Source organism: Campylobacter sp. 2018MI01, assembly GCF_018501205.1.
GTDB lineage: Bacteria > Campylobacterota > Campylobacteria > Campylobacterales > Campylobacteraceae > Campylobacter_E.
This window is the reverse complement of sequence record NZ_JAHCZE010000006.1, coordinates 1-16,813: the sequence shown is the minus strand read 5'-3', so window position 1 is coordinate 16,813 and position 16,813 is coordinate 1. Positions and strand designations below refer to the sequence as shown.

Annotated in this window: 16 protein-coding genes and 2 tRNA genes; 9 read left to right on the top strand and 9 right to left on the bottom strand. The window is 28.7% G+C overall.

The features are described from left to right. Window positions 1–199 precede the first annotated feature (199 nt). The 4 genes from nifJ to rpsT are packed head-to-tail and all read right to left on the bottom strand — an operon-like array spanning window position 200 to window position 6,018. Window positions 200–3,751, bottom strand: coding sequence for a pyruvate:ferredoxin (flavodoxin) oxidoreductase (gene nifJ / locus KJQ97_RS02180; protein WP_214119808.1), 3,552 nt, complete (start codon window positions 3,749–3,751; stop codon window positions 200–202). Window positions 3,752–3,811: 60 nt separating this feature from the next. Further along, the gene (locus KJQ97_RS02175) at window positions 3,812–4,681 is read right to left on the bottom strand and encodes a hypothetical protein (RefSeq protein WP_214117149.1); all 870 of its coding nucleotides are present in this window, start codon (window positions 4,679–4,681) and stop codon (window positions 3,812–3,814) included. Continuing rightward, complete coding sequence (gene prfA, locus KJQ97_RS02170) at window positions 4,678–5,745, bottom strand: peptide chain release factor 1 (protein WP_214117152.1); 1,068 nt, start codon at window positions 5,743–5,745, stop codon at window positions 4,678–4,680. Before prfA ends, KJQ97_RS02175 begins: the two co-directional genes overlap by 4 nt. 6 nt (window positions 5,746–5,751) lie before the next feature. Next, complete coding sequence (gene rpsT / locus KJQ97_RS02165; protein WP_214117154.1) at window positions 5,752–6,018, bottom strand: 30S ribosomal protein S20; 267 nt, start codon at window positions 6,016–6,018, stop codon at window positions 5,752–5,754. A gap of 99 nt (window positions 6,019–6,117) precedes the next feature. Here rpsT and glmM point away from each other — a divergent pair, with 99 nt between their 5' ends. From glmM to KJQ97_RS02130, 7 genes are all read left to right on the top strand, one after another. Beyond that, window positions 6,118–7,440: a phosphoglucosamine mutase gene (glmM, locus tag KJQ97_RS02160; RefSeq protein ID WP_214119807.1), complete on the top strand. Its 1,323-nt coding sequence runs from the start codon at window positions 6,118–6,120 to the stop codon at window positions 7,438–7,440. Next, window positions 7,407–7,898 (top strand): signal peptidase II, encoded by a 492-nt coding sequence (gene lspA / locus KJQ97_RS02155; RefSeq protein WP_214119806.1) that lies wholly within the window; start codon window positions 7,407–7,409, stop codon window positions 7,896–7,898. The genes glmM and lspA overlap by 34 nt, the downstream gene beginning before the upstream one ends. Next, entirely contained in the window at window positions 7,882–8,325 is a 444-nt protein-coding gene (hemJ, locus tag KJQ97_RS02150) for a protoporphyrinogen oxidase HemJ (RefSeq protein WP_214117160.1), read from the top strand. Before lspA ends, hemJ begins: the two co-directional genes overlap by 17 nt. A 160-nt stretch (window positions 8,326–8,485) precedes the next feature. Beyond that, window positions 8,486–9,217 carry an IclR family transcriptional regulator gene (locus tag KJQ97_RS02145; RefSeq protein ID WP_214117161.1) on the top strand — a complete coding sequence of 244 codons (732 nt, stop codon included), beginning with the start codon at window positions 8,486–8,488 and terminating at the stop codon, window positions 9,215–9,217. A gap of 144 nt (window positions 9,218–9,361) precedes the next feature. After that, a complete protein-coding gene (gene dcuC, locus KJQ97_RS02140; RefSeq protein ID WP_214117164.1) occupies window positions 9,362–10,672 on the top strand; it encodes a C4-dicarboxylate transporter DcuC in 1,311 nt (436 codons plus the stop codon). Window positions 10,673–10,793: 121 nt separating this feature from the next. Beyond that, window positions 10,794–11,594, top strand: a complete 801-nt coding sequence (locus KJQ97_RS02135) for an adenylosuccinate lyase (protein ID WP_214117176.1) — start codon at window positions 10,794–10,796, stop codon at window positions 11,592–11,594. Window positions 11,595–11,681: 87 nt separating this feature from the next. Next, complete coding sequence (locus KJQ97_RS02130) at window positions 11,682–11,975, top strand: DUF2325 domain-containing protein (protein WP_214117178.1); 294 nt, start codon at window positions 11,682–11,684, stop codon at window positions 11,973–11,975. Window positions 11,976–12,030: 55 nt separating this feature from the next. Here the strand turns inward: KJQ97_RS02130 and KJQ97_RS02125 are convergent, their stop codons facing one another. After that, window positions 12,031–13,020, bottom strand: coding sequence for a bifunctional 3,4-dihydroxy-2-butanone 4-phosphate synthase/GTP cyclohydrolase II (locus tag KJQ97_RS02125; RefSeq protein ID WP_214117180.1), 990 nt, complete (start codon window positions 13,018–13,020; stop codon window positions 12,031–12,033). Window positions 13,021–13,172: 152 nt separating this feature from the next. On the opposite strand from KJQ97_RS02125, the gene KJQ97_RS02120 reads away from it, so the two are divergent. Continuing rightward, window positions 13,173–13,247: transfer RNA gene (locus KJQ97_RS02120), tRNA-Gln, on the top strand. Window positions 13,248–13,257: 10 nt separating this feature from the next. Then, a tRNA-Met gene (locus KJQ97_RS02115) sits at window positions 13,258–13,333 on the top strand. Between the two features lie 582 nt (window positions 13,334–13,915). Here the strand turns inward: KJQ97_RS02115 and KJQ97_RS02110 are convergent. From KJQ97_RS02110 to KJQ97_RS02095, 4 genes are all read right to left on the bottom strand, one after another. Then, the gene (locus KJQ97_RS02110) at window positions 13,916–14,419 is read right to left on the bottom strand and encodes a tyrosine-type recombinase/integrase (protein WP_350028217.1); all 504 of its coding nucleotides are present in this window, start codon (window positions 14,417–14,419) and stop codon (window positions 13,916–13,918) included. Window positions 14,420–14,558: 139 nt separating this feature from the next. Beyond that, a complete protein-coding gene (locus KJQ97_RS02105; protein WP_214119805.1) occupies window positions 14,559–14,975 on the bottom strand; it encodes a flagellar FliJ family protein in 417 nt (138 codons plus the stop codon). Continuing rightward, window positions 14,972–16,222: an adenylosuccinate synthase gene (locus KJQ97_RS02100; protein ID WP_214117184.1), complete on the bottom strand. Its 1,251-nt coding sequence runs from the start codon at window positions 16,220–16,222 to the stop codon at window positions 14,972–14,974. Before KJQ97_RS02100 ends, KJQ97_RS02105 begins: the two co-directional genes overlap by 4 nt. Continuing rightward, on the bottom strand, window positions 16,209–16,813 hold a 605-nt coding region (locus KJQ97_RS02095; RefSeq protein WP_214119804.1), incomplete at its 5' end, for a hypothetical protein. The genes KJQ97_RS02095 and KJQ97_RS02100, both read right to left, overlap by 14 nt.

Genomic DNA, 16,813 nt, shown 5'->3' with positions numbered 1-16,813 from the left:
TATTCTTAAAAAATAATTTTAATTTTTGAGTATAAAACTATGAAAGTATTTTAATGCTTTTATAAGCGTCAATAATGTTTCTTATTTCTTCATAAAAAGATTAATATAATTAATAATTCACTAGTTATTAAAAAACTATATTAATGTTTTAAATTCTATTTGAGTAATAAAATAATCAAGCCCTAAAAAGGGCTTGAGATTATTCAGAAACGCTATAATCAGCTGCTGCTAAACGCTTTAATTGTCTATAGCGTCTTTGCGCATCTGCTTTGTTGCGAGCATATAGTTCTGCTGCTTCTTTTGGATTTCCTTTTTTTAGTGAGTTATAACGAACTTCTGCCATTAAGAACTCTTCATATAAATTCCAATCAGGTTCTTTTGAAGCAATTTTTAATGGATTTTTACCCTCTGCTTCTAATCTTGGATCAAATGTGTAAATTGGCCAATAACCACACTTAGTTGCGATTTCTGCGTGATCACCACTAGCGCCCATTCCACCTTTAATTCCGTGAGCTATACAAGGGCTATAGCAAATGATTAAGCTTGGTCCATCGTAGGCTTCTGCTGCGATTAGTGCTTTAATAAAATGAGCATAATTTGCATTTGAATTTACTTGAGCTACGAAAATATTTCCATAAGTCATAGCAATTTGTCCTAAGTCTTTTTTCTGACTTGGCTTACCACTTGCAGCAAATTGTGCTACTGCACCTGTTCTAGTTGATTTTGAAGCTTGTCCGCCTGTATTTGAATAAACTTCAGTATCCATTACTAATACATTCACATCTTCTCCACTAGCTAAAACATGGTCAAGCCCACCATAACCAATATCATAAGCCCAGCCATCACCACCAAAAATCCATTGAGATTTTTTAGCTACATAGCTTTTTAGACCTAAAATTTCTTTAGCACCTTCAAGTTCTGCGTGTTGTTCTAATAATGGAATTAGTCTATCTCTAACATCTGCTGTTATATCAGCATTTTTCTTATTAGCCAACCATTCGCCATAAAGAGCTGCAATTGCATTTGGAGCTTTATCTTTCGTATTAATCATAATATCTTCAATTCTATGGCGAATTGTCTCGGTAGCAACTCTCATACCCATACCAAACTCAGCATTGTCTTCAAATAATGAGTTGCCCCAAGCAGGTCCAAAACCTTTATCATTTTTGCGATATGGAGTAGAAGGTGCTGAACCACCATAAATTGAGCTACAACCTGTTGCATTCGCAATCATCATTCTCTCACCAAACATTCTAGTAACTAATGTAATATATGGAGTTTCACCACAACCTGGACATGCTCCGTGGAATTCAAATAATGGTTGTGCAAATTGAGCACCTTTTGTAGTATCTTTTGCTATAAAATTATCTTTATAAGTAACTTTATGGAATAAGTAATCAGCATTATCTTGTTCGCCTTTTTCTAGCTCTTCTTCAAGTGGAACCATAACAAGTGATTTTTCTTTACTTGGACATTCAGTTACACATAACTCACAACCTGTACAATCTAATGTTGAAACTTGAATTTTAAATTTAAGACTTTCGCCTTTTACACCTTTAGCATCAATTGAATGCTCTTTCACGCCTGCTGGAGCATTTGCCATTTCTTCATCATTAATTAAGAATGGGCGTATTACTGCATGTGGGCAAACTGATGCGCATTGGTTACATTGAATACAATTTGCTTCAATCCATTTAGGAACCATAACACCAACACCACGCTTTTCATATTGTGTAGTTCCATGCTCAAAACTACCATCTTCATATCCAATAAATGCTGACACTGGTAAATCATCACCTTTTGCAGCGTTCATAGGTTTAACTATATTTTCAACAAAAGCAGTTCCTATGTATTTATCATCAGCTTTTTTCTCATCTATTACTAAATTAGCCCAAGCTGGATCAACAGTAACTTTTACTAAACCTTGTGCTCCAATATCAATAGCTTTATAGTTCATCTCAACTACTGCTTCGCCCTTTTTAACATAGCTTTTATATGCAAATTCTTTCATATATTTTTGAGCATCTTCATAATCAATAATTTTTGCTAATTTAAAGAATGCACTTTGCATAATTGTATTTGTTCTATTACCTAGTCCTATATCACGAGCAAGTTTTGTAGCATTTATGATATAAAAATTCACATTTTTTTCAGCTAGAACTTTTTTAACTTTATTAGGAATTTTTTCAATTGTAGTTTGTTCGTCCCAAATTGAGTTTAATAAGAAAGTTCCGTTTTCTCTAATACCTGCTAAAACATCATAAATGTCTAAATATGCAGCAACACTACAAGCAATAAAATGTGGGGTACTTACTAAATAAGTTGAAGTTATTGGCTTTTTAGAAAATCTTAAATGGCTTCTTGTATATCCACCTGATTTTTTACTATCATAAGCAAAATATGCTTGTGCATATAAATCAGTTTTATCTCCAATAATTTTAATTGAGTTTTTATTTGCACCTACTGTTCCATCAGCACCAAGTCCGTAGAATAAACATTCAGTTGTGCTTTCATCTCCTAATGAAATCTTTTTGCCTAGTGGTAATGAAAGATGAGTTACATCATCATTAATTCCAATTGTAAAATTATTTTTTGGTTTTTCTTGATTTAAATTCTCATATACTGCAAGTAATTGTGCAGGGTCAACATCTTTTGAACTAAGACCGTATCTACCACCTACAATTAAAGGCGCATTTTCTTTATCATAATATGCAGCTTTTATATCAAGATATAAAGGCTCGCCTATACTACCTGGTTCTTTTGTTCTGTCTAAAACTGCAATCTTTTTAACTGATTTTGGCATTTCTTCAAAGAAATATTTTAAGCTAAATGGTCTATATAAATGAACCATCATAACACCAACTTTTTCGCCTTTTTTGTTTAGATAATCAACCACTTCAGTTAAAGCTTCATTTACACTACCCATAGCAACAATTACACGAGTAGCATCAGCAGCACCATAATATACAAATGGTTTATAAGTTCTACCTGTAACTTTTGAAATCTCTTTCATATAATCAGCTACTACATCAGGTAAAGCATCATAAAATTTATTAGCTAACTCACGAGTTTGAAAATATATATCATCGTTTTGCGCTGTTCCACGAGTTTTTGGATGTTCAGGATTTAAACAGGTATCACGGAATGCTTGAACTGCATCCATATCAATTAATCTTTTAAATACTTCATAGTCCATTACTTCAATTTTTTGAATTTCATGAGATGTTCTAAATCCATCAAAGAAATGCATAAATGGAACTCTTCCTTTAATAGCACTAAGATGAGCAACACCAGCTAAATCCATAGCTTGCTGAACGCTATTTGAACATAGCATTGCAAAACCTGTTTGACGAGCTGCGTAAATATCTTGATGATCACCAAAAATTGATAAAGCTTGAGCAGCAATTGCACGAGCAGCAACATGTATAACACCAGGAAGCATTTGACCTGCAATTTTATACATATTTGGAATTTTAAGTAATAAACCTTGAGAAGCTGTATAAGTTGTAGTTAATGCACCAGCTTGTAACGAACCATGAACGCTACCAGCAGCACCTGCTTCACTTTGCATTTCAACAATTTTTACAGGCATTCCAAAAATATTTTTCTTTCCTTGAGAAGCCCAAATATCTGTATAATCAGCCATAGGTGAACTTGGAGTAATAGGATAAATTCCTGCCACTTCTGTGAACGCATAGGCAGCATATGCAGCGGCTTCGTTACCATCCATTGTTTTCATAACTTTTGCCATAATTTTTTCCTTTTTTATAGAATTTGTGTTTCAATTTTACTCAAAGCTTATAAATAAATGTTAATTTGATTCAAGTTTGTAAGTGCTAGAAAATAGGACATTTTTAGTATTGTAAATATTGTCAATCAAAAAAGTTACTGATTTAATTTTAGGGTTAATTATTTCATCATAATGAGTAAATAAACTTTCAAAAAATATAATATTTTCATTATTTTTTAAAAATGGTTTTATGATTTCTTTAAATTCTATAAAAATAATTTTAATTAAATCAAAATTTTCAATCTTAAACTCAATTTTTTTATTTCTTATTTTAAAACTAATTTTACTTGTATTTGAAAGATTGATTTGTAAATTAGTCGCTATTTTAGAATAATCAATTGCATTATTTACAACGCTATATTTTACTCTAAAATCTATACTAATATCATTTAACATATCAAGAATAGATTTATAAGCAGTTTTATTTAAATACCAAGATAAAAATGCTAAATCATCTTTTACATTGTCATTAAACTTCAGATTATCAACATTAAATTCAAATTCTGAACTCATATTAAACAAGCTAGTATCATCAAAATAATATTTATTTTTATCAAAATAATATTCTAAATTATTCTTTTCTATAAAAGAGTATTTTAAATCTTTAAAATCCTTTTCAAGTAATTGTAAAAAATTATAAAATGCAACTCTGTTTTTAATATAAATATTAGAGAATTTAAAATATTTAAAAACTCCATTTTCTATAAAACATTCAGTATAACTTGAACATTCCACCTTAGCTGCTATATATAATTTTTCAAGTAATTTTACTAGATAATCTATTTCTTGTTTTTGCTTGATTATGTTTCTTTGTTCTTGTTGATAATTATCATACAAAAACACACTAGTTGTTAATACAACAACAAGTATGCTTAAAATTATTTTTTTCATAAATTAGCTTCGTTTAAAGCCTCTGATTGATAGTGAGCTATTAGTGGTTCAATGATTTCATCTAACAAACCATCTTGCATAATTATGTCTAATCTGTGTAAAGTAAGATTTATTCTGTGATCACTTATTCTATTTTGTGGATAATTATAAGTTCTAATTCTTTCACTTCTATCTCCACTTCCAACTTGAGATTTTCTACTCTCTCGCTCTTTTGCTAATCTTTCTTGCTCTTGCATTTCATAAAGCCTTGCTTTTAAAACTTTTAAAGCACTTTCTTTATTTTTATGCTGACTTTTACCATCTTGATTAACAACAACTAAACCTGTTGGAATATGAGTAATTCTAACTGCAGAATCAGTAGTATTTACACTCTGACCACCATGACCACTACTTCTCATTACATCAATTTTTAAATCATTTGGATTTATTTCAATATCACTATCTTCTACTTCAGGCATAACTGCAACGGTTATAGCACTTGTATGAACTCTGCCTTGAGATTCTGTAGCAGGAACTCTTTGAACTCTGTGTGTGCCACCTTCGTATTTTAATCTTGAATAAGCTTTATCACCTTTAATTAATAAAATAATCTCCTTAAATCCACCTGCACTGCCTTCACTTTGACTAACTACTTCTATTTTATAATTTTTATCTTCAGCATATCTCGCATAAGCTTTAAATAAATCTCCGACAAATAAAGCAGCTTCATCTCCACCAGTTCCAGCTCTAATTTCTAAGAAAATATTCTTATCATCATTTGGGTCTTTTGGTAATAAAAGTATTTTTATTTCTTCTTCTAATTTAGGTTTTAATTCTTCTAATTCTTTTAATTCTTCTTTAGCTAAATCACCTAAATCAGGGTCTTGCAATAAAGTTTTATTTTCTTCAATTGAATCTAGCGTATTTAAATATTTTTTAGCAACCTCAACTATATCTTCTAAACTTTTTTGTTCTTTTGATAAGGCTGTAACTTTTGCTAAATCTGTAGTATTTTCAATATTACTTAAAAACGCTTGAATTTCTTCATAGCGTTTTAAGAAAGGTTCAAGTTTGCTTGCTAGCATTAAAAATTATGCACCAATTTTATTTACTAAAAGTGCTAAACGACTTACTTTTCTTGAAGCTGTTTGTTTTTTAATAAAACCACGGCTTACCATTTCGTGAATTTTTTTATTAGCTACTTTTAAAGCTGCTGCTGCTGCTTCATTATCATTAGCTGCTGCTGCTTCACGAACTGCACGAGTAATGTTTTTAAGTCTTGTTCTATAGAATCTGTTTCTAATAGTTTTTTTAATTGTTTGTCTAGCTCTTTTTTCTGATGATTTATGATTTGCCATAAAAAATTCCTTCGTAAAAATTTTTAAAAGACTGATTTTAGTAAAGTTTTGTTAAAATAATCTTAATTCAAAATTAAAATCATACTGAAAGGCAAAAAAATGATATTTGGAACAGATGGAATTAGAGGTTTTGCAGGTAATGATTTAAGTGCTTTTAAAGCTCTTAAAGCTGCTATGGCTATTGGAATTTTTTTTAAAAATAAAGCATTAACAAAAAAAGTAATAGTTGGAAAAGATACTAGAAGAAGTGGTTATATGATAGAAAATGCAATCGTTAGTGGTCTTAATGCAGTAGGTTTTAATGTATTGCAAATTGGCCCTATGCCTACACCTGCTGTTGCTTTTTTAAGTCAAGATTTAAGATGTGATTTTGCTATTATGATAAGTGCCTCTCATAATCCTTATTATGATAATGGTATTAAAGTATTTGATGCTAATGGATTTAAATTAAGCGAAAGCGAAGAATTTGAAATAGATAAAATATTTAATGATGATAATTTAATTAATTCGCATCTTGTAATAAAGGATAAAATCGGCTCTGCAAAAAGAATTGATGATGTAATAGGTAGATATATAGTTCATATTAAAAATTCTTTTCCAAAAGATACAACCTTAAAAAACCTTAGAATTGTGTTAGATTGTGCAAATGGAGCGGCTTACAAGGTTGCGCCTGCTGTCTTTTCTGAATTAGGAGCTGATGTTATAACATTAGCTTGTGAGCCAAATGGAATAAATATTAATGATAATTGTGGAGCACTTCATCCAAATATGTTAGCTAAAGAAGTAAAAAGATTAAGAGCTGATGTTGGGTTTGCTTTTGATGGAGATGCTGATAGATTGGTTGTAGTTGATGAAAATGGAGAAATCATTAATGGAGATATTTTATTAGGGGTTTTAGCAAAAGCTTTAAAAGATAATAATAATTTAAACGGTGTTGCAATTAGTAAAATGAGCAATATGGGATTTTTAAATTATCTTAAAAAACACGATATTTCTTATGTTACAACCGATGTTGGAGATAAATATATTCTACACGCAATGCAAGATAAAAATTATAATTTTGGTGGAGAGCAAAGCGGACATATAATTTTTAGCGATTACGCAAAAACTGGTGATGGCATAGTAGCAGCACTTCAAGTAGCAAAATTATTATTAAATAAAAAAGCTAGCGAGATTTTTAGCGAAATTAAATTATTTCCACAAAGCTTAACAAACCTAAAAATCACAGAAAAAAAACCTTTAGATAAATTAGAAGGCATAGATAACTTATATGAAAAATTAAATAAAAATAATGTGAATTATTTATTTAGATATTCAGGAACTGAAAATTTAATGAGAATATTACTTGAATGTGAAAACGAAAAAACCTTAAAAAATATGGAAAATGAATGTATAAAATACTTTCAAAGTGTGCTAGTATGAGAAAAAAAATTATCATCTCAAGTCTTATAATAGCCATTGTAATAATCTTAGATAGACTTAGTAAAAATATATTTTTAGCAGGTTATGAATGGCATTTTACCCCTATTAGTTTTTATTTAGTTTTTAATGATGGGGTTGCTTTTTCAATGCTAAGTTTTTTACAAGAATATCTAAAATATATTCAAATAATGTTGCTTATAATTGCTGGAATACTTTTAATTAAAGAAAAAAAATTCCTAAACGATAATTATTATGCCCTATCATTCATATTAGCCGGGGGCATAAGCAATGTTTATGATAGGTTTTTATATCCTGGAGTTATTGATTTTATAGCTTGGCATTATTGGTTTAACTTCGCTGTTTTTAATATTGCTGATGTGTGTATTAACCTTGGCGTTATTATAATAATTTTAAAAGAAATTTTTAAGAAAAGGAAGAAAAATGGAATTTCTAGCTAACAATTATGATTGGATAAAATGGCTTCATTACTTAGCGTTTATTTCTTGGATGGCGACTTTGTTTTATTTGCCACGCCTTTATGTATATCATCAAGAACATTCACATAAAAAAGAATTTGTTGAAGTTGTAAAAATTCAAGAAGATAAATTGTTTTATTTTATAGGACAACCTTCTATGATAATTACACTACTTACTGGAATTTTAATGATTAGTGCTAATTCAACCTTGATGAAACTTGGTTATTTTCATCTTAAATTATTGTGTGTTGTTCTACTACTGATTTATCATTTTGATTGCTTAAGATACCTTAAACAACTAAAAAATGATACCTGTAAAAAAAGTGGTAAATTTTTTAGAGCTTATAACGAAGTGCCTACTATAATAATGATAGGTATAATTACTGCAATGATTATAAGACCATTTTAAATAGGAATACAACATATTCCTATTTAAACAATAATGTATATTATTAGTTTAAATTCTTTTAAAAACTAAATAATAATACTAAGCTAAAAAACTTGTAATTTTAAGAGATAATTAAGAAATATCTAATATATTAAAATATCTTACATAAATAGGAAAAATCTTGGATACTTTACATCAACCAACTTTAAGGGTTATTAAAATTTTAGAGACTTTAAAAAATTGTGATGAAGGTCTTAACATAACACAAATTTCAAAAGAATGTAAAATCAGTGTGGGAACTCTTCATCCTATTTTAAAAACACTTTGTGAATTAGATTATTTAAGTTTTGATAATAAAAATTACAAATTATCTTTTTGTCTAAATCCAGAGCTAGAACAAAGGAAATCTACAAAAATTATAATTTATTATATGGATGAGCTAGCTAAAAAAATAAGATTAGCCGTGCAATTAGGGATTTTAAATGGTAAAAAAGTAATTTACTTACATAAAAGTGAAGGTAATGAAAAAATTATTCTAAAGACAAAAGCTGGAGATGTAGCCAATGCTAACGCAACTGCTCTTGGTAAAGCATTATTGTTTGATAAGAATTTAAATGAATTAAAAAGTATTTTCAAAAAACAAATTCTAGAACAAAATACTGCAAGAACAATCAATAATATAAATGATTTATACGACAATATTCAGTATTGTAAAAATCTAGGTTATTCTTATGAATATGGAGAATATGATGATGATTTTTCTTGTTTTGCTGTGCCTATTTATAAAAACCAACAAATATTTGCCGCAATTAGTGTTACTATCTTGAAATTTCATATAAATGATGAAAAAAAGGATTTAATAACAACAGAATTATTAAAATATAAAAAAATTATAGAAGAGCAATTACAATAATTATTTTAATAGTATTTAATATTTATATTAAATATATTTTAATTATTGCTTTATCATTTTTATAATTTATATCAAATTAACAACTTTCAGTTAGAATAAATGAAAATTAATTTTAATTTTTATTACTTAATTTAAGGAGAAAATATGGAAAGTTTTGCAATTCTTAAAATTGCACTAGCGTTAATAGTAGTAATTGTTACTATTACACTTTTAATTAAACGCCACGAATCAAGAATGGTTCTTTTTACAAGTGGTGTTGTTTTATGTATTATTGCAGGTGCTCCAATGGACGCACTAGAAGCTTTTACTAAAGCGATAAAAAAGGCAAACATTATTGAACCAATAGTTGCTGCTATGGGTTTTGCTTATGTTTTAAAACTTACAACTTGCGATAAGCATTTAGTTCATGCTTTGTCAAAAGTATTAAAATATGCAGGTATTTTTCTAGTTCCTGGAGCTGTATTAATCACTGCATTTATTAATATTTCAGTAACTTCTGCTGCTGGTTGCTCTGCTGCTGTTGGTGCGGTTATTATCCCGCTACTTATGAGAATGGGGGTTCATCCTGCACTTGCTGCTTCAACCGTTTTATTAGGAACTTATGGAAGCGCAAACTTAAACCCTGGTTATCATCAGACAAATATAGTCGCTGAAGTTAGTAAAGTAAATGTAATGGAAGTAATTCATTATGAAGCGTTTTATTTTGGAGTAAGTGCTGTAATTTGTGCTTTTGGATTGATGATTGTTGGCTTACTTTTAAAAGAATATAAAGGTTATGTTCTTGAAGATGAAAGCAATGATGATAAAGATTTCAAAATCAATCCTATAAAAGCTATTGTTCCAATTGTTCCTGTTGCTATACTTTTAGTTCTTAGCAATTCGCATTTTAAAGAATGGTATGAAGCTACTTTTGCACTTAAAGTTCCAAAAGTTGGCATTGGTCATGCAATGATTATTGGCTCATTATTAGCATTTATTACTTGCTTTAAAGATGTAAAAGCTGGTGAAGTTATGAAGAAATTTTGTGCTGGTATGGGTGAAGGATTTTCACATGTATATGGAATCATTATTTGTGCGGGGATATTCGTTGCAGGGCTTGAAGCTATGGGATTTGTTCAACAATTAATTGATTTTATGAAATCAAACCCAAATATTGCAACTTTCATAGGTTCTGTTGGAACTTTTGCCCTAGCCTTAATAACAGGTAGCGGAGATGCTGCCGGAATAGCATTTAATCAAGCTGTAACGATAAAAGCAGCAGATATCGGACTAGACCCTATGCACCTTGGCTCTGTTGTAACTGCTGTAGCTGGACTTGGAAGAAGTATGAGCCCTATTGCAGGAGCTGCTATTATATGTGCGACTTATGCGAAGGTTAATCCAATTGAACTAGCTAAAAGAAATGCAATACCAACAATTATTGCAGCAATAGTATATGTATTAATCGCTATTTAAATTCTACATTGCAAAAGGAAAATTAATATTATTTCCTTTTGCAAAAGTTCTTTTGAAAATCACTACAATTATATTTGGAATACAAATTGCTTATTTATAAAAAACTTAATAAAGGTTATAAATGCAAGTTGTACAGAATTTAGAATCAATTAGTATAAATACTCAAGATTTTTCATTTTTTAAAGAAATGAAAGAAATAATTAATAAAAATTTTTCACAAAATATCGGAAAGAAAAGCAAATTAATATCATTTTATGTTGAAAATGAAATTCCACAAAGAAGATATTTTTTAAAATTACTATCAATATTGAATAAAAAATACAATAACGAACAACTTCAAAATATAAATACCGCATATTATAAAAAATTTAAACTAAATCTAGTAAGTGTAAATAGCCTAAAAGCAATGATAAATTGTAAGCTTGATTTTATGAGAAAAGATATAATTTTAAATTTCTCAAATCTTGAAAAAAATTTAATAATTTATCTTTCTAATTATTTTAAAGAGCACGATATAAAAATATTAAAAACTAAATTTATCATCACTTATAAAGATGAAAATACCTTAAGTTTATTAGATAAACTATGTGCTTGCAACGAGCATTTAAATTACTGCGTAAGCTTTAGTCTAAGCGAATTGGCTTATTTGCAATTTAAAAAAGAAATTAAAAATGAGCTGAAAAAAGACAATAGGTTTTTAAATGTTTGTATGCTTTTAGAAGAACATTTTAAAACATTAGGAGTGGAAGTAGGAGCTAGTTTTGATGTTGTAAGGAATAAATATCTTAAGTTAAGTAAAGTTTATCATCCTGATTTTCACTCGGAAAAAAGTGAAGAAGTAAAAAGAGTTTTAAAAGAAAAATTTGAAGAAATAAATATCGCATATGAAAGCCTAAAACCATTGTATAAAAATGTAAGTTAATATAATTATTAGAAATTTATAATAATTATCAGTTTCTTTAAAGGTTAATTGAGTATCATACTCAAAATTATTTTTAAGGAGAGTTTTATGTCAGTTTTGGTTATTGGTGCAGATGAGATTACCCCTATTAAAGCAGTTTTACATGACTTAGGTGCAAAAACAATCACTCATTGGGATGCTAGAAATGAAAATAGAGTAAATCGTCAAAGCATTCCACAAGATACTGGCTGTGTTGTTATGCTTACAAGTTTTTTAAATCATAACACTATGAAAAAAATAAAAAGTCAAGCTAAAAAAAGAAATATTCCTTTAGTATGTGCTAAGCGTTCTGTTAGTTGTGTGTATTGTGAATACTGCAAGGTTTTGGGTTTAAATAAGTAAGTTTTAAAATAGAATTTGAAATCAATTATTTAATTTCAAATTCTAAATATTTTAATTATTCAATAATTAAGCCAAAGCCACTTAAAGCTGCAAATTGTTCTTGATTGCCTAAAAATTTAAACTTATTAATACCTAAATCTTTTAAAATCTGTGCTCCTATGCCATAATTTTTATCATCACTTTTTAAGCCTTCCATAAATACTAACATACCACCTTCTTTACTTAAATCATCTATTGATTTTAAAGTTTCTTCTAATTTAGTAGCATTTAAAATATTAATATCTTTAGAGCTCTTATAAAACTTAATCAGACTTTTTTCATTTTTACCTGCAAAAGCAAAAATAGTGTGAATATCTCCTAAAAAATCTTTATATACAATCTTTTTAACATCTTTACATAGTAATTTAGTTTTTTCTTCACTAATTTTTGATACTAAGCTTTCATTTTGTAATCTATACTTGATTAAGTCTTCAATAGTTACTAATTTTATATTGTGCTTTTTGCCAAATTCTATTAAATCATCACGCCTAGCCATTGTTCCATCAGGATTCATAATTTCACAAATTACACAAGCAGGAGTAAGACCAGCTAATTTACACATATCAACCGTTCCTTCCGTATGCCCTGTTCTAACTAATACACCGCCATCTTTTGCTATTAACGGATTAATATGACCAGGTCTTACAAAATCACTTGCAACTGCATTTTTATTTGCAAATAATTTTATAGTAGCATCTCTTTCGCTAGAACTAACACCTGTACTTGCCGTTTTAATATCCACCGTAATAGTAAATGCCGTTTCATGATTAGAAGTATTTTTAGGAACCATTAGCGGTAATTCAAAATGCTCTGCAATTTTTTTATCTAGTGCTACACAAACAACGCCCCTAGCATGTGTTAATGTGAAATTCACCTTTTCTGGTGTGCTAAATTCTGCTGGAAAAATCAAATCACCTTCATTCTCCCTATCTTCAGCATCTAGCATTATCAACATATTTCCTTTTTTTAATTCTTTTATACCTTCTTCTATACTAACAAAAGACATATTTTTCCTTTTAATAATTATTTTAATTAAGTGTATGTAAAAATAATATATAAATGTTTAGAAATACAAAAAAATAAGTAAAAATTATTTTTTTAAAAATTTTACTTGACAAATATATTTTTTTGATATATAATCACGCTTTTAATTTGCATTGGGGTATCGCCAAGCGGTAAGGCAACAGGTTTTGGTCCTGTCATTCAGGGGTTCGAATCCCTTTACCCCATCCACTTTTTTTGTCGCGAAATAGAGCAGTGGTTAGCTCGTCGGGCTCATAACCCGAAGGACGGGGGTTCAAATCCCTCTTTCGCAACCATTTTAGCATAATTAGAATACTTATTTAATATATAAATCTTTATCAGACTTCTTTTTTATATAAATGTTTATAATTTTAACATCTTTGAACTTAAAAAATTCTTAAAATAGTTTAGTTTTATTTTACTTTGAAAATGTTGTTTTTTTATGTTGGTTTATTGCTTTTCTTAAGTGAAACTTAATAAGGTTGAAATGCCTATGTGATAGGCATTTAAGGGGCGAATTTTTAAAATCTCGCAAATTTGTATAAATAAGACAAGGCGGGGTTCGTTACGGCGTTGGGCTAAAGCCCCCCGCCATAACTCACGCCCTTTATTGCTCTTTTTATATAATTTAGCATTATATTTTATAAACTCTAAGATATAGCTTTTAAATAAGCGTAATTAAGCTTAAAGTTATTAAGGGCTGATAAGAAAGAGTTATCATTGTTTTTAGTAGATTTTTGAAATAAAGGGCGTTTTTATGCGTTAGAATAGGTAGAGTGTGAAAAACTTCGTTTTTCAATGCTTCCACTCACACGCTTTGGCGTGTTCGTTGTTAATTAGGGGTAAACCCCTAATAACCCCAATTGAAGTTTTTTTATTTACTCGGCTTTCTGTAAATCATCATTATTATTAGGAATAATGATACTTTCTAAAATGCTATTAATTACCATTTTTGAAAGGTTTTTATTGCGTGTTAAATAATGATGAGTAGTAGTAATGTTAGCGTGTCCTAGTGTAAGCATTACGCTTTCCATACTAAGTCCTAAATGATTAATAGCATAAGTTCCTATTAAATGCCTTATGTCGTGAAGTCTCATTTTTGGTAAATTGTTTTTATTTAAAAAGTTATTCCAAGCTCTACGCAAATCTATATATTTATTTGCCGTATCTGGGTTTGTGAATACATAATCTTTAGGTGAGTTAAATAGAGTATTTTTATAATGCTCTTTTAATCTATATTTTAATAAAGGGGTTAAAGAATATTCCATAGTTTTCGAGATTTTACAATTTTCGGAGCGTATTATATAGCTTTCATTTATAAAATCTATATCTTTCCACTTAAGGCTTAATACTTCGTTTTTTCTTCTTCCGTATAAAAAAATATTACTATATTTATCTTTATTATTAACAATTGCTTTAATTATATTCTTTTGAATATCGGTTGTATATCTAAAATAAAGCTATTTTTGATTTACAGCCTTTTTTAATAATTTATCAAATATCTTACTAAAAACCTTAAACTTAATTTATATCTTGATTAGCTGCAAAAAATCTCATTGTTGCAATTTCATCTAACTCTAATGCTTGTTTTTTTTCAAATTCTTTTTTCTTTTTATTAATTTCTTCATCGTGTAAGTATTTTATTTTCTCATAATCTAGCGAAGCTTTTTTATACAAATGAGTAAAATGCACTATCTCTTTTTCACATAAACCAATTTTTTCTAGTAATTCTTTTTGTTTATTTAAATTAAAAAAAATCGCTTCATTTGCTAATTTTATTTCAAGTATAGTTTTTGGTTCTGGATATGTGTCTAATTCTTTTTTTACTAATTCAAATTCTTGTTCAATTGCAGTTTTTTTAAGTTTTGCTTTATTTAAAGCAAGCTCTGCATTTTGTAAAGCTTGCTTTTTTACACTTAATATTTGTTTAAATTTCATAAAATGATTGTATCTTCACGCTCAGGAGAAGTAGAAATCATTTTTATTTTTACACCAACTAATTCTTCAATTTTTGAGATATATTTTTTCGCATTTACAGGTAAATCATCGTATCTTCTAATTCCATAAATTTTACCAAAGCCATCAACACTTTCATAAATTGGTTTTACATTTTCTAAATCAGCTGGAACATAATCAATTATTTCGCCCTTATATTCATATGCTTTACAAATCTTAATGCTATCAAAATTTTCTAAAACATCTAATTTCATTAAAGCAAGTTCGCTAAGCCCGTTTAATCTAGCAGTATATCTTACAGCTACTGCATCAAACCATCCGCAGCGTCTTTTTCTACCTGTGCTAACACCTATTTCTTTTCCTATTTCGCCTATTCTTTCGCCCTGCTCTGTTTTATCTTCTGTAGGGAAAGGTCCGTGTCCAACTCTTGTAGTATAAGCTTTTACTATTCCTATTGATTTGCCTGCTTCATAAGGGCTTAATCCTAAACCACTTAAAGCTCCTGCAGCAATAGTTGTTGAGCTAGTTACATAAGGATAGGTTCCGTGGTCAATATCTAATAAACTACCTTGAGCACCCTCTAATAAGACTTTTTTATCTTCATCTAAAGCTTTCCATATAAGTCTTGTAGTATCACAAATAAATGGCGCTAACATTTCTTTATATCTTTTAAGATTAGCTAAAAGCTCATTTGCATCAGGAGCATTTACACCTAAAGTATCAAAATATGGTTTATTTATCACAAAATCTTTCAAAATTGCATTACAAAGTTTTTCAGGTTCAAGCAACTCACTTACTCTATGCCCGCTTCTTGAAATCTTATCAGCGTAGCAAGGTCCTATTCCTTTACCAGTCGTTCCTATTGCATTATCACCTTTAAATTTTTCTTTAGCAATATCAATTTGTGCATGATAGCTTAAATTAAGATGAGCTCTATCGCTAATAAATAATCTACCTTCTAAATTATCAAATTGAGCCATTTCTGTAATTAAAACTTCAGGATTTAATACAACCCCATTTCCTATTACATTTTTACAACGATGATGCAAAATACCACTAGGTAATAAATGTAAAGCATAACGAACTCCATCAACCCAAATAGTATGACCTGCGTTGTGTCCTCCTGCACTCCTACATACAAAATCATAGTTAGCGCATAATTTATCTACAACTTTGCCTTTACCTTCATCTCCCCACTGAATACCTACTAATATGTCAGCTTTGCTCATATATATCTCCTATAAAAATATTATTTCCGTTTTCATACATTTGCATAATTTTATCTCTATTTTTTTCTTTCACTAAAGATACTAATCTACTCATATAATCTGCTTTAATAGCCAATTCTTCATTAGTAAAATCAAAATTTCTAATATTATTTAAGAATTTATCAAAATCTAAATTATCAAAAGATTCATTATTGTTAATTCTATTGCCAATTACTTTATAGTAATATTCGCAATACAAAATATCTAAATTCTCATTATTTACAATTCTATTTTTACAAAATACAACAAAATTATCCAATTCTGCTGGGTCGTATTCTTGTCTAAAAATTAAACAATATAAATTCTCACCTAAAGAATTCTTAGTTACAACATAGCTTAATTTATTAGGATGCAATATGTTATTAAAGTCTTTTAAATAAACAATATCCTTAATAGAACAAGTTTTGCCATCTAATATATTTGCAATAATTTTATCTTGTTCTTTTGCTAACAAGTCTTTTAAATATATCTTAGGTACATTTTGAGTATTTAATAAATTTCTTAGTTCTTTATTAGCACTAATACATTTAAATTCTTTATCAAATATACCTA

Excerpts from the sequence above, each read along its gene's own strand:
- lspA (WP_214119806.1), top strand. The coding sequence starts at position 7,407 with ATGTATAAAATACTTTCAAAGTGTGCTAGTATGAGAAAAAAAATTATC.
- glmM (WP_214119807.1), top strand. The coding sequence starts at position 6,118 with ATGATATTTGGAACAGATGGAATTAGAGGTTTTGCAGGTAATGATTTA.
- KJQ97_RS02105 (WP_214119805.1), bottom strand. The coding sequence starts at position 14,975 with ATGAAATTTAAACAAATATTAAGTGTAAAAAAGCAAGCTTTACAAAAT.
- hemJ (WP_214117160.1), top strand. The coding sequence starts at position 7,882 with ATGGAATTTCTAGCTAACAATTATGATTGGATAAAATGGCTTCATTAC.
- dcuC (WP_214117164.1), top strand. The coding sequence starts at position 9,362 with ATGGAAAGTTTTGCAATTCTTAAAATTGCACTAGCGTTAATAGTAGTA.
- KJQ97_RS02130 (WP_214117178.1), top strand. The coding sequence starts at position 11,682 with ATGTCAGTTTTGGTTATTGGTGCAGATGAGATTACCCCTATTAAAGCA.
- nifJ (WP_214119808.1), bottom strand. The coding sequence starts at position 3,751 with ATGGCAAAAGTTATGAAAACAATGGATGGTAACGAAGCCGCTGCATAT.
- KJQ97_RS02100 (WP_214117184.1), bottom strand. The coding sequence starts at position 16,222 with ATGAGCAAAGCTGACATATTAGTAGGTATTCAGTGGGGAGATGAAGGT.
- prfA (WP_214117152.1), bottom strand. The coding sequence starts at position 5,745 with ATGCTAGCAAGCAAACTTGAACCTTTCTTAAAACGCTATGAAGAAATT.
- KJQ97_RS02175 (WP_214117149.1), bottom strand. The coding sequence starts at position 4,681 with ATGAAAAAAATAATTTTAAGCATACTTGTTGTTGTATTAACAACTAGT.
- rpsT (WP_214117154.1), bottom strand. The coding sequence starts at position 6,018 with ATGGCAAATCATAAATCATCAGAAAAAAGAGCTAGACAAACAATTAAA.
- KJQ97_RS02125 (WP_214117180.1), bottom strand. The coding sequence starts at position 13,020 with ATGTCTTTTGTTAGTATAGAAGAAGGTATAAAAGAATTAAAAAAAGGA.
- KJQ97_RS02135 (WP_214117176.1), top strand. The coding sequence starts at position 10,794 with ATGCAAGTTGTACAGAATTTAGAATCAATTAGTATAAATACTCAAGAT.